This is a genomic window from Curtobacterium sp. MCLR17_031, assembly GCF_003234775.2.
GTDB classification, from domain to species: Bacteria; Actinomycetota; Actinomycetes; order Actinomycetales; family Microbacteriaceae; genus Curtobacterium; species Curtobacterium flaccumfaciens.
Genome location: NZ_CP126270.1, coordinates 1689925 through 1702821 on the forward strand (window position 1 = coordinate 1689925; position 12897 = coordinate 1702821).

Consider the following 12897-nt stretch of genomic DNA (forward strand, 5'->3'; position numbering starts at 1 on the left):
CAGCGCCATGACCGAGATGCAGCGACGCAGTCTGCTCGAACGGCTGATCGGCCGGCCCCTGCCGTGGCTCGTCTGGGTGTGGGCGGTCATCGCGCTGGTCTGGCTCGTCCTGGCCGTCGTCGAACCGTCCCGGTTCCACACGCAGATGGCGGTCATCTGGATCGTCCTCGCCGCCGTGCAGATCGGCTCGGTGTCCTACACCCGTGCGCAGGCGCGGAAGCGTGCTCGGAACGCAGGCGACGACTCGTAAGGAGCCCGACGCCCGCGCCCGGCACACGTCGCTCACGCCGCGGGGCTGCACTTCGTCGTGCTCCTGAGATCGCTCGGCGGGTCCGGACAGACCCCGGACGTGTGACCCGGGCGGCGCGCCGCTGCCGGGACCCGTAGGCTCCGATTCGGACCGACCGGTGCACGGGGCGCACGGCGGGATCCGAGGGGGAACCACATGTCCATCACATCCAGGATGACCACGGCGGGGACGGCGACCGTGATCGCCGTGCTCGCACTCTCCGGCTGCGCCGGGACCGGCACCACGGCACCGGGGACGGAGCGGGCCACACCGCGGTCGTCGGCACCGACACAAGCGCCGACCCAGGCACCGACGGAGACGCCGACCGCGCCGGCCACCGTCGACTCGGCCACGAAGGACCTCACGTTCGAGGACGGCGACGCGCTCTCGGCGAGCACGCTGCCCGCGTTCGGGCTCCAGGTCTCGGCACTCGACGGCTGGGAGCAGACCGGCGAGGACCCGACCACCGGGTCGCGGGAGTACACGAACGCCGACGGCTCCGTGGCGACGATCACGCAGCAGCGGCTCACCGACCTCGACCCGACGATCGGGGACCGCGCCGCCACCGAGCAGTTGTTCACCGCGGCGGGTCTCCCGGCCGACCGGCTCGAGGAGCAACTGCTGCCGACGATCACCGGCGGCACCGCGCAGTTCCTGTCGATCGCCGGGCACAACACGGACGGGTCGTGGTCGGCGACGGTCGCGCGTGCCTTCGCGAAGCCTGGAGCGGCGCTCATCGTGAAGGTCCGGACGACCTCGCAGGATGCGCTCCGTCCCGACCTGCACGACATCCTGGTCAACGCGCAGGTGGTCGTCGCCTAGCGCGACCAGCGCGACCAGCGCGACCAGCGCGACCAGCGCGAGCGACGGGACGCGAGGCGGACGGGAGGCCCGGTGCCAGCTGGCACCGGGCCTCCCGTCCGTCGTGGACGCGACCTGACCGCCCCTGCCGACCCACGCGGGTCGGCCCGCGTCAGCGCTCCGCGCGGCCCGCGAAGCGGTACCGGAACCCGGGCACACCGTCCGCGGTGACGACCACGTCGTAGTACCCCCACTCGTCGAGCGGCCAGTGCATCGTCTTGCGCCCGGAACCGCGGACGTGCGCGGTCTCGCGGTGCTCCACGAAGTCGTTGGCCACGAGCACGAAGCGGAGCTCGGCCCGGCCGGTGTTCTCGAGCAGGAGCTGCAGGGTGCGCCGACCGCGGGTGTCCCGGACGACCGAGACGTGCGGGACGCCGCCGGTCGCCCGACCACCGACGGCGACGGTGCCGGCGAAGCGCCGGAGGAACCGGTCGGGTCCGTAGACGCTCACGTCGTAGGCGCCGTCGGTCGTCGTGGTGTCCCACGCCCAGTCGGCGGTCGCACCCACGGGGACGGTCTTCGGGTGCGCGGCGAACGGCATCGCGGTGTTCGGGTACACGAGGAAGTTGACCCCCTGGCGACCGTCGTTCGCGAGCGTCACGGTGACCCGACCGGTGCTCCGGTCGACGGTCGCGTCCGCGTGCTGCCGGTAGGGCAGGCTCCGGCGTCGGACGGTGCCGGGCTCCTGGACGGGCACGGTCTGCGCGCCGATCGCGGGTTCCTCGATGGGCGGCTTCGCCTGGTCGGCGTCGGCGGCAGCGACCAGCGCGCGGGTCTGCTCGATGCCGGGGACGACGTCGGCGCCGGGGATGCTCGCGTCGGGGGTGCTGAAGTCGAAGCAGCTCGTCAGGTCCCCGGAGACGGTCCGTCGCCAGTCGGAGATGTTCGGCTCGCGGACACCCGTGACGTGCTCGAGGAACTGGATCACGGACGTGTGGTCCGCCACCTGCGAGTTGACCCACCCGCCACGGCTCCACGGGGACACCACGGTCATCGGCACGCGGGCGCCCATGCCGATCGGCAGACCGTCGACGTACTCGTCGGGGGTGCCGGGTTCGGCGAACGGGGGGACGACGTGGTCGAAGTACCCGTCGTTCTCGTCGTAGTTGACGAGCAGGACGGTCGAGGCCCAGGTGTCCGGGTTGCTGAAGAGCGCCTGCACGACGGCGTTCGTGTAGTGGGCACCGTAGTCCGGGCTGGCGGCCGGGTGCTCGCTCCAGCCGTAGGGGGCGACGACGTACGACACGGTCGGCAGGCTGTTGGTCGCGCAGTCCTGCCCGAACTGGCTGAGCAGGTGGGTGACGTCGAGGCCCTTGCCGGAGTTCGGCTTCCACCCGTCGTGCAGCCCGGCACGTGCGGCGAGCTCCTGCTGGGCGGGGGCGGAGGACGCGAGCGCGCGGTGGTACTGCTCGAACAGCCAGAGCGGGTTGTCGCCGTAGTCGCCGACGTACGGGTCGGCGGAGCTGTCGCCGACCTCGTCGTTCGCGTAGGTCTTCCAGGTGACCCCGGCCGCCTGCAGGCGTTCGGCGTAGGTGGTCCAGGCGAACACCGGCTCGTAGTCCGCCGGGTTGTCGGTCGCCGGTCCGCCCTGGGTGCCGCGGGGGTCGATGGTGCCGGACCACTGGTACAGGCGGTTCGGCGTCGTCGGCCCGTTGAGCGAGCAGTGGTAGTCGTCGCAGACCGTGAAGGCGCCGGCGAGTGCGCGCTGGTAGGGGATGTCCTCGCTCGTGAAGTAGCCCATCGTCTGGGCGCTCTTCGCGTCGACCCACCGGTTCCAGGCCCCGCCGTTCCACGCGGTGTGCCCACCGCCCCAGGAGTGGTCGAGGCCGTCGGCGTTCTGCGCGTTGAACCGGGTGGTGTCGAGCCGGAACGGCAGCATCGCGCCTCCGTCGGTGCGGGCCGCCGCCGGCTGGTGGAAGACGTCGTGTCCGGTCGGCAGCTCGAGCGCCTGCTTGTCAGAGAACCCGCGGACCCCGGGCATCGTGCCGTAGTAGTGGTCGAACGACCGGTTCTCCTGCATGAGCACGACGACGTGCTTGACGTCGGCGATCGTGCCGGTGGGGACGGCACGAGCGGTCGCGGCGCTGGCGCGGTCGGCCGCGCCCGGTCCGAACGCAGACCCTGCGGCGACGCCGGCCATGATCGCTGCTGCGCCGCCGACCAGGACCGTCCGGCGGCTCAGGCCGGGGCGGACCGCTGCGGTGTACGCCGCGTCCGGGGTCAGCGGTGGTGCGGCGTCCAGGCTGACGTCGGGTGCGCCGTGTTCGGGCTTCCACGTGCTCATCGCGGGCCTTCCAGGTCGGTGGGAGTGCGGGCGCTGCGGGGGAGGAGCGCCCGTCAGCATGACAACGAGGTGCGCTGAACCGTGCCTTGCCCGGCCGTGGCGGCGGGGTGAACGCGTCCGGTGGAGTCGGGATCGACCTGTCCAGGTGCGTCGTGGCTCGGCCCAGCGGTTCCGGTGTCGATCCCACGAGGACTCCGACGCACCTGGACAGCTCGGCCGCAGCGGGGGAGGATCACCGGGTGCGACCACTGTTCCGGGACATCGCCGAGGACCTCGCCGACCGGGTGCTCCGCGGTGAGTTCGACGCCACGGGTGTCCTGCCGGCCGAGCACGACCTGGCGGCCGACTACGCCGTCGCGCGCGGCACCGTTCGGAACGCGCTCGAGCTGCTCCGCGACCGGCAGGTCCTGACGGCACGTGCCGGCTCCCGCTGGCGCGTGCGCACCACGACGCTCGGCCACGACGCCGGCGCGCTCGAGTCCTTTGGTCAACTGGCCAGGGCCCGGGGGCACGAGCCCGGCGGGCGAGTCGTGGCGGTCGAGGAACGGCCGGCCACCGTGCGCGAGCGGCGCCTGTTCCGCGCCGCGCACGACGAGCCCGTCCTGCACGTCGTGCGGGTGCGCTCCCTCGACGGTGTGGACGTCATGCTCGAGCGCACCGCCTACGCGCCGTGGGTCGCCGCCGTCATCCGGACGATCCCCGGCGGGCAGACGTCGGTGTCGGTGACCCTGGAGGACCGGTTCGGCATCAGGGTGGGGTCCGCAGTGACAACCGTGGACGCGCTGCTGGCGGACGACGCCGACGCCGCGCTCCTCGGGGTCCGGCCCGGCGCGGCCCTCCTGCAGGTGCGCCGGTCGAGCACCGCCGAGGACGGCCGCCCGCTCGAGGCGGGCGACGACCGGTACGTCGCCGGGACGGTGCCGCTCCGGATCCGGACGTCGTCCGCAACGGCACCGGCACCGCGGACCGGCACCGGGCACGACGACGCGGGATGAGACGGACGGGAGGCCCGGTGTCGGCTGGGACCGGGCCTCCCGTCCGTCTCCACTCGACCCCACGACGTGGGCCGGCAGGCGGGGTCAGCGTCGCGGGGTGCCGTCCGCGGCGACGGCCGCCGCCAACCCTGCTTCGATGACGTCGACGGGGTCCGGCAGGGCCGCGATCGACGCCGCGATCTGACGGCTGCGGGCGCGGTGGGTCGGCGTCGCCAGGACCTCGCGGACCGCCCGACGGATCGCCGCCGGTCGTGGCGTCCCGGAACGCAGGTTCCGCCCGCACCCGGCCCACGCGACCCGGGTGGCGACCTCCGGCTTGTCCTCGGTCGACCCGGCGACCACGAGCGGCACGCCGTGTGCGAGGGCACGCTGCACGCCGCCGAACCCGCCGTTCGTGACGACGACACTGCACCGCGGCAGCAGCTGGTCGTAGGGCAGGAAGGTCGCCACCCGGGCGTTGGCTGGCAGCGCCGTGCCGAGCGCGCGCTCGAGCTGGTCGACCGGGCGGCCACCGGTGGTCGCGACGACGAGGACGTCCTCGTCTGCCAGGGCGCGGAGCGTCGGCGCGATGAGTCGGCCGAGGTCGACGGTGTCGATCGTGCCCTGGGTCACGAGCACCACCGGGGTGTCGGTGTCCAGGTCGTCCCACCACGCGGGCAGGTCGGCCGCGGGCGTCGGTGCCGCGCGGGCCACGACCGGACCGACGAACCGGACCGAGTCGGGGAGCTCGCGCCGCGGGTACTCGAGCTCCGCGACGCTCAGCTGGAACAGGGTGTCGAACGCGCGGTACGCGAAGTCGAAGGTGTCGATCGTCGACGGCGGTGCCTCCACCTCGGCGAGCACGGCGTCCACCGCTCGACGCAGCGGCCGGGTGAGCACGGGGTGGATCGCGGCGGTGAGCAGCCGGTTGCGCACGCGCGCCAGCGGCCCGCGACCCGGCGCGAGTGCGGTGCCGAAGGGTGCCGCGTCGACGCTGGTGAGTGTCACCGGGGTGGTCGCGATCCCGAGCACGGGCAGACGCTCCGCGGACGGCAGGGCCAGGTACGGCGCGAGCCCGGTGAACGACGCCTCGCCGAGCACCGCGTCGAACCGGCTCGTTGCCAGCAGGGCCGTCAGCGCGCGGTACTGGGAGGGGATCGGCCGGACGAACATCGCGATGATGCCCTCGCGGACGACCGCGACCCCGCGTGCAGCCGTGGCGTCGGCGAGCCGGTCCTGCAGGTCGGCGTCGTCGAAGTCGACGTCGGTCGGCAGCCCCGCGAACCGGAGCCCGGCGCCGACGACGAGCTCGCGGTACTTGGACCCCGTCAGCACGGTGATCTCGTGGCCGCGTTCGGCGAGGTCGCGGCCCACGTCGACGAGGGGCGCGAGGTGGCCGTAGACGGGCGGGGCACAGAGCAGGTACGAGGACACGGGGCCGCTTCCGTCGGGGGGATGGCCGGACGTTCGGAGCGTAGGCGCGGCGAGCAGGCGCGTGGCGCGGCACGGACTGGGAGTGGGTGAGAGTCCTCGAGCACACGACGGCACACACGTCGGCGCCCGGCTCACGTACTGCGTCCGCAGTAGTCGGAGCGCTCCCGCTGCAGTACCGCTCGCGCTCCGGATCGGCGCACGCTGAGGACCACCACACCCCGACGAGAGGACTCCATGGACATCGCAGTCGACATGACGAAGTGCCAGAGCTACGCCCAGTGCTGCTTCCTCGCACCCGGCGTGTTCCGGTTCGAAGGGGAGGAAGCGTTGGTCTACAACCCGAACCCGAGCGACGAGGAACGCTCTCGGGTCCTGGAGTCCGCGGCGGCGTGTCCGGTGCAGGCGATCCGTGTCGGGGGAACGCGCCTCCCGGTCCGGCACGCCGACCCCGCCGTGCGCGGTGCCGCGCCCTTGACGTCGAGCGACGCGGTCGTCATCGTCGGCGCATCGCTCGCCGGCCTCCGTGCCGCAGAGACGGTGCGCGCAGCGGGGTTCACGGGCGAGCTCACGATCGTCGGGGACGAGCCGCACCGGCCCTACGACCGCCCGCCGCTGTCGAAACAGGTGCTCACCGGCGTCGTCGGCACCACCACGACGGCCCTCCCGCACGCGGACGACCTGGACGTCGACTGGCGCCTGGGCCACGCGGCGGTCTCGCTGGACACGTCCGGCCGGGAGGTCGTCCTCGACGGTGGGGAACGCATCCGGTACACCCGGTTGCTGATCGCCACCGGACGTCGCTCCCGGCCGTGGCCGGTCGAGTCCGAGGCCGCCCTGGACGGCGTCGTCGTGCTGCGGACGGCAGACGACGCGGCACGGATCCGCACCCGGTTGGAGGACCGGCCTCGTCGAGTGCTGGTGATCGGCGGTGGGTTCACCGGCGGCGAGATCGCGTCGTCCTGCAGCACGCTCGGCATCCCCGTCACCGTCGTCGATCGCGGGCCGGCTCCGATGGTGAAGGTCTTCGGGACCGCGATCGGACGGATGATGGCCGATGTCCAGCGCGAACACGGTGTGGACCTCCGGACCGGCACCGGCGTGGTGTCGTTGCTCGACGACGACAGCGGACGGCTCTGCGGTGCTCGACTCACCGACGGTTCCATCGTCGACGTCGACCTGGCGGTCGTCGCGGTCGGGGCCGTTCCCAACAGCGAGTGGCTCACCGGGTCCGGGGTCGCACAGGACGCCGGTGGAGTGCTGTGCGACGTCGCGCAGCGAGCGCTCGACACCGACGGGCAACCGATGGACCACGTCTTCGTCGCCGGCGACATCGCGCGGCACCCGAGCCCGTCGGCGGGCCCCGGCCCCTGGACGAGCGAGCACTGGGGCGCCGCGGTCAGCCAGGCCGACGTCGCAGCGCGGAACCTCGTGCACGACAGCAACGTGCCGCACGAGAGCCCCGCGGTCTTCTGGACGATGCAGTTCGGCAACGTTGTCAAAGCCGTCGGAGAGCCGTCCGTCGCGGACTCCGCGCAGGTCGCCCAGGGGTCCCTCGACGAGCGATCCGGTGTCGTCACGTTCGGCAGGGACGGACGCCTGGTGGCCGCCGTCGCCGTCAACCAGGCGAAGTGGCTGCCGTACTACCGCGCGCAGATCGCCGCTGGTGCGTCCTTCCCGCTCGAGGACCCGACCGTCGACCCGTCACGGGATCCCGGAGTGGCCGCAGCACGCTAGCGGACCGCTCCCACCACCGCCGATCAGAGCCAGACGACAGGAGCAGAACACGATGACGAACAACCCGCACACCGCGTCGACGACGTGGGACACGTTGCTCGAGCAGGACAACCGGCACGACCCCAACCCCCTCTACGCGCAGCTGCGCACCCACCCGGTGCAGCAGCTGGACAACGGCGCGTTCCTCGTCACCGGGTACGACGAGGTCGTGCAGCTCATGCACGACCCGCGGATCAGCTCCGACCCCATGGCGAAGCACCGCGCCGAGGGTGCCGATCCGGGCGAACCCGCGCTGACGTCGGCGTTCGTCATGACGGACCCGCCCGTGCACGACCGCCTGCGCCGGCAGACGATGCGCCACTTCGGACCGCCGCACGCCGCCGACTACATCGACGGGCTTCGACAGGACATCGATGCCATCACGAACGACCTCATCGACGGCTTCGCCGGACGCACCGAGATCGACATCGTGGAGTCGTTCGCGTACCCGCTGCCGGTCGCGATGATCTGCGACGTGCTCGGCGTCCCTCCGGAGGACGAGCCCCGCTTCCACGCCTGGAGTTCAGCCATCATCGCGCCGCCGGAGGCCACGGACGACGCCGACGCCGCCGTCAAGCGGCGCGAAGCAGACGAGGCCAGCCGCGAGCTGGCTGCGTACCTCGGCGCACTCGCCGAGTCGCGGCGGGGCACACCGCAGGGCGACCTGCTCTCCGGGCTCGTCAACGACCACGGCCCCGACGGGCCGATGTCGCAGACCGAAGTGCTCAACACGTCGATCATGCTGCTCGTCGGCGGGCACGAGACCACCGTCAACATGATCGCCAACGGCACCCTGACCATGCTGCGCCACCCCGACACCATCGAGCTGATCCGCGACAACCCGCACACCATCGCGCAGGTGTTCGAGGAGCTCATCCGAGTCGAACCGCCGGCGCAGGTGACCCCGAAGTACATCGCCCTCGCCGACGTCACCGTCGCAGGCGTCACCATCCCCGAGGGCGCACCCGTGTGGATCGCCTGGGCTGCAGCGAACCGCGACCCCCGGCACTTCCCCGAGCCGGACCGGTTCGACCCGCACCGCGCGGGCAACGACCACCTGAGCTTCGGCGCCGGGATCCACGCGTGCTTCGGCGCCCCACTGGCGCGGTTGGAGACCCAGATCGCCCTCGCCACCCTGTTCCGGCGGCTCGTCAACCCGAGGCTGGTGCTCGACCCGCCGCCGTACCGCCGCAACGCGCTCCTCCGGGGCCCGAGTGAGCTCCGTGTCACCTTCGACGGAGTCCGACCCGCCGCCTGACCGGAGCCGTGTCGGCGTCGTGGAGCCCGGGCACTAGGGTCGCTGCATGACCACACCCGCGGGGGCGAGTTCGGGCAACGGCTACTGGCGCGGCCAGATCGGGGCGACGGCCCTGTTCGGCATCGGCATGGTGGCGTGCAGCGTGGTGCTCTTCCGGGTGGACCCCGACGAGCCGGGGCGAGCGGTCCTGCTCGCGTTCGGGGGCCTGCTCTTCCTCACCACGCTCGGTTGGGCGGTCGACTCCGCGACCCGCTCGGACCCCCGACAGCGTGCGCTCTTCGCGTGGGCCATCGCCCAGCACGAGGCTGCGGGGCACGGCAACGACGCGCTCGCGCTGGCCGATGCGGCCCGTGCCCGCGACGGTGGGCTCGACGCCGAACGGATCCGGGCGCTGCAGGCGCTCCGCCCCGACAACCCGTACCCGGGCGGCCCGCTCGACGACGACTCTGACGGCGGGACCGCCGAGACCGCCGGGGCGAACCGACTCGGGGTCGCCCTGCTCGCGCTGTTCCTCGCGTTGACCGGGCTGTACAGCAGCTGCTGGCCGTCGGTGTTCGTGCTCGGGTGGCCGTTCCAGTTCGTCGCGTCGATCCTCGCGGTGGTCGCGATCGTGCGGCCCGGTCGCGGACGCCGACTCGGCGTCGTCGCGGCGATCGTCTCGGTGCTCGGCACCCTCGTGACGGTCGGCATGCTCGTGTGGCACGTGGTCGAGGCGAACGGCAGCTAGCTGCCCGCGGTCGCGCGTGCGGCTCGCGACGTGGGCGGGTGACGGACTGGAGGCCCGGTGCCAGCTGGCACCGGGCCTCCAGTCCGGTGTCGGCCGACCCACGGCGTGGGCGCCCCACGTTGCTGCCACTGCTGTGGCCCAGCAGGATCCTCAGCAGTCGGTCGCTGTTCACCGGCAGCCGCGGGTGGCCGTGCGCGAGGATCCAGGGGTGTCTCGTCGTGCGGCTGCTGTCTCGACCACCGTGGTGGTCGCGACCCTGCTGGTCGGTATCACCTTCGTCGCTGCTCCGTGGCTCGGCGTGGGGCGGGCTCCGGTGCTCGCCGCCGTGCTGCCGGCCCGGTCCCTCGTGACCGCGGGACTGGTCGCTGCCGGCCTCGCCCTGGTGTTCGTCGCCGTCGTCCTGCGATGGACGCGACTCGTGCGGCTCGTGCGGCTGGTTGCAGCATCGCTCGGCGCGGTCCTGCTCGTCGTCGCCGTGGCGAACACGGCGGTGCTCGGCGTGCGGGGATGGGACGTGCGGCCGGTCGACGGGGCCGCTGGTGCGCTCCGGGTGTTCGAGTGGAACACCAACGGCGGACTCGTCGGTCCGCAGGGCATCGCCCGTGCGGCGCTGTCCGCACGGGCGGACGTGGTCGTGCTCCCCGACGCGGGGGACCGACGCGCTGCCGCCGCGGTGGCGCGGGCGATGGGGCAGCACGGTCGGCCGGTGCGGCTGTTCATGGGCGGTGACGGCACGCAGGTGGCGGTGCTCGTCCGGGCGGATCGCGCGTCCGGCGCCTCGATGTCGCCCGGCGTCGATCCGGTGAAGACGATGACAGTGTCCGGGCCGTCGATCCCGACGATCGTCGCCGTGCACGCGCCGCAACCGATCGGGCGGGGCCTGGCGGGCTGGCGGACCGATCTGCGGTGGGTCGGCGAACAGTGCGGCCGCGGCGCCGACGTGGTCGTGTCGGGGGACTTCAACGGGGCGGTCGACAGCTTCGGCGGCGGGGGTCTCGGTTCGTGCCGGGACGCCGCGTCGACCGTGCACGCCGCGGCGCTCGGTACGTGGCCGACGTGGCTCGATCCGCGGCTGGCGATGCCCATCGACCACACCCTGGTCGGTCCGTCGGCCGGAGTCGTCCGGTCGTGGAGCGTGCTGTCGAGCCAGGACGAGTCCGGTGCTCGGCACCGGCCGACCCTGACGGTCGTCGGCGGCAGCTGACCCGGACGGCGGCCCCGTTTCGGCGTGCGCGGCCCTGTTCCGGTGGGCGTGCGGCGCTGTTTCGGTGGGCGCGCGGTGCGGGAGGTGGGAACAGAGTCGCAACGTCGATGAAACACGCGCGCGGTGGGGTGGATGCATGGACGTCACCACCACGGATCGTGCTCCCGCTCGCTGGTACCAGTCGCTGTTCGTGCAGATCGCGATCGGGGTGGCCCTGGGCATCGCCGTCGGGGTCTGCTTCCCCGCGGCCGCCCCGGTGCTCAACGTGGTGGGGCAGGGATTCATCCGGCTGATCGAGATGGTGATCGCACCGCTCGTGTTCATCGTCGTGGTGACGGGGATCGTGCACGTCGGCGACCTGCGGTCCGTGGGACGGATCGCCGGCAAGGCGATGGTCTACTTCCTGCTCGCGTCGTCGTGCGCGCTCGTGTTCGGGCTGCTGGTCGGCAACCTCGTGCGCCCCGGCGCCGGCCTGCGGATCGACCCGTCGTCGCTCGACGCCTCGGCCGTGGCGGCGAAGACCGCGGGCGGCACGGCTCCGGACGCGGGGACGTTCATCCTCGACCTCATCCCGTCGAGCGTCGTGAACGCGTTCGCGACGAACGACATCCTGCAGGTGCTCGTGTTCGCGGTGTTCGTCGGCGCGGCGATCGCCGCCATCGGCAGTGACCGTGCGCGACCGCTCGTGCGGGGCCTCGACCTGTGCCTCGAGGTCGTCTACCGGATCCTGGGCTGGGTGATGCGTCTGTCGCCGCTCGGTGCGTTCGGGGCGATGGCGTACGTGGTCGGGCAGTACGGCATCGACACCCTGGGGTCCTACGGGCTCCTCATCGCTGCCTGCTACGGCGCGGCGGCGGTGTTCATCGTGGCGCTGCTCGTCGGCGGGCGGCTGCTGTCCGGGGTGCCGATCTGGCGGTTCGTGTGGCACACCCGCGCCGAGATCGGGCTGGCCCTGGGCACGGCGTCGACCGAGGCCGTGCTGCCGCGGATGATCACCCGGCTCACCGAGGTCGGCGTCTCACGGAGCGTCGCCGGGCTCGTCGTGCCGACGGGGTACTCGTTCAACCTCGACGGGGCGGCGATCTACCTGTCGATCTCGCTGCTGTTCCTGACCCAGGCGTTCGGGGTGCCGCTGACGCTCGAGCAGCAGGTCGCCGCACTCGGCGTGCTCCTGCTGACGTCGAAGGGCATGGCCGGGGTGCCGGGGTCGTCGTTCCTGGCGCTGTCCGCGACGGCGACGAGCCTCGGGCTGTTCCCGGTCGCGGGCGTCGCGCTGCTGCTCGGTGCCGACCGGATCATGGACGCGATGCGGGTGAGCGTCAACCTGCTCGGCAACTGCGTCGCGACGCTCGTGGTGGCGCGGTGGCAGGGCGAGCTCGACCGTGAGCGGGTGGAGGCGGTGCTCCGGCCTGGTCGAGAGGTGCGGCCGTCGTCGGAGGCGGAGTCTGCTGCGGGTGCTGCGGGTGCAGCGGGTGCAGCCGCGGTGTCGGCACCGGTTCGGTGAGAGCTTTCGGCGCGGTCAGCGTTCGAGGACGGCGCGCTGCTGGTCGTACTGCTGGCGGGTCCGGTGTCCGCCCATCTTGCGGACGACGGCGCCCGAGGGGTCACGCGTGATCCGCCACCAGATCGCGGTGCAGAGCGCGTCGACCGGCAGAGCCGTGCCGAGTCCGACCAGGAGCTGCCTGCCGAGGTCCGTCCGCCACGGCAGACCCGAGACCTCGAGCACGGTCACGACGAGCAGGCACACCACGATGGTGATCGGGCTGAGCCAGAGCTTCCGCACGGTGCGTTGACGTGCCACGTCGATGTCCGCCAGCTGCGCCAACGGCAGCGTCGAACCGACGTGCTCGCGCGGCTCGCCATCGACGATGACGGCGGCAGGGCCGGGGGTGGTCGCTGTGTCGTCCGCGTCCGTGGCGGGTCGCCACACCACGTCGTCCAGGTATTCCACGTCGTCGTCGATGCGGAACCAGCCGCCTTCGAAGCCGTCGGCAGCGGCGTCGGGATCGGCGCGAGGCGTGGTCGTGGTCACGTCGGTCATCTTGGCAGCAACCAGGGTCGCTGCGGCACCACCGATTCGGGGGTGGGGCGGA

The 12897-nt window shown here is 72.7% G+C and carries 11 protein-coding genes; 8 read left to right on the forward strand and 3 right to left on the reverse strand.

Going from position 1 to position 12897, the window contains the following annotated elements:
- Positions 1-7: 7 nt before the first annotated feature.
- Both DEI96_RS08045 and DEI96_RS08050 read left to right on the forward strand, forming a co-directional pair.
- Positions 8-250 carry a hypothetical protein gene (locus DEI96_RS08045; RefSeq protein WP_111022990.1) on the forward strand — a complete coding sequence of 81 codons (243 nt, stop codon included), beginning with the start codon at positions 8-10 and terminating at the stop codon, positions 248-250.
- A 195-nt stretch (positions 251-445) separates the two neighbouring features.
- Positions 446-1111, forward strand: a complete 666-nt coding sequence (locus DEI96_RS08050) for a hypothetical protein (RefSeq protein ID WP_146246891.1) — start codon at positions 446-448, stop codon at positions 1109-1111.
- Positions 1112-1262: 151 nt separating this feature from the next.
- Here DEI96_RS08050 and DEI96_RS08055 read toward each other — a convergent pair whose 3' ends face one another.
- Positions 1263-3434 carry a phosphocholine-specific phospholipase C gene (locus DEI96_RS08055; protein ID WP_111022988.1) on the reverse strand — a complete coding sequence of 724 codons (2172 nt, stop codon included), beginning with the start codon at positions 3432-3434 and terminating at the stop codon, positions 1263-1265.
- Positions 3435-3673: 239 nt separating this feature from the next.
- Between DEI96_RS08055 and DEI96_RS08060 the strand changes: the two genes are divergently transcribed.
- Positions 3674-4429, forward strand: coding sequence for a GntR family transcriptional regulator (locus tag DEI96_RS08060; protein ID WP_111022987.1), 756 nt, complete (start codon positions 3674-3676; stop codon positions 4427-4429).
- An 84-nt stretch (positions 4430-4513) separates the two neighbouring features.
- On the opposite strand, the gene DEI96_RS08065 is transcribed toward DEI96_RS08060, so the two are convergent.
- Entirely contained in the window at positions 4514-5842 is a 1329-nt protein-coding gene (locus DEI96_RS08065; protein WP_111022986.1) for a nucleotide disphospho-sugar-binding domain-containing protein, read from the reverse strand.
- A 234-nt stretch (positions 5843-6076) separates the two neighbouring features.
- Here DEI96_RS08065 and DEI96_RS08070 point away from each other — a divergent pair, with 234 nt between their 5' ends.
- From DEI96_RS08070 to DEI96_RS08090, 5 genes are all read left to right on the forward strand, one after another.
- The gene (locus tag DEI96_RS08070; RefSeq protein ID WP_111022985.1) at positions 6077-7576 is read left to right on the forward strand and encodes an FAD-dependent oxidoreductase; all 1500 of its coding nucleotides are present in this window, start codon (positions 6077-6079) and stop codon (positions 7574-7576) included.
- Positions 7577-7628: 52 nt separating this feature from the next.
- Positions 7629-8873 carry a cytochrome P450 gene (locus tag DEI96_RS08075; RefSeq protein WP_111022984.1) on the forward strand — a complete coding sequence of 415 codons (1245 nt, stop codon included), beginning with the start codon at positions 7629-7631 and terminating at the stop codon, positions 8871-8873.
- Between the two features lie 46 nt (positions 8874-8919).
- On the forward strand, positions 8920-9600 hold the full coding sequence (locus DEI96_RS08080; RefSeq protein WP_111022983.1) for a hypothetical protein: 681 nt from the start codon (positions 8920-8922) through the stop codon (positions 9598-9600).
- 208 nt (positions 9601-9808) lie between these two features.
- A complete protein-coding gene (locus tag DEI96_RS08085; RefSeq protein ID WP_146246890.1) occupies positions 9809-10804 on the forward strand; it encodes an endonuclease/exonuclease/phosphatase family protein in 996 nt (331 codons plus the stop codon).
- Between the two features lie 136 nt (positions 10805-10940).
- On the forward strand, positions 10941-12308 hold the full coding sequence (locus DEI96_RS08090) for a cation:dicarboxylate symporter family transporter (protein WP_111022981.1): 1368 nt from the start codon (positions 10941-10943) through the stop codon (positions 12306-12308).
- Positions 12309-12323: 15 nt separating this feature from the next.
- Here DEI96_RS08090 and DEI96_RS08095 read toward each other — a convergent pair whose 3' ends face one another.
- On the reverse strand, positions 12324-12836 hold the full coding sequence (locus DEI96_RS08095) for a hypothetical protein (protein WP_146246889.1): 513 nt from the start codon (positions 12834-12836) through the stop codon (positions 12324-12326).
- Between the last annotated feature and the right edge of the window lie 61 nt (positions 12837-12897).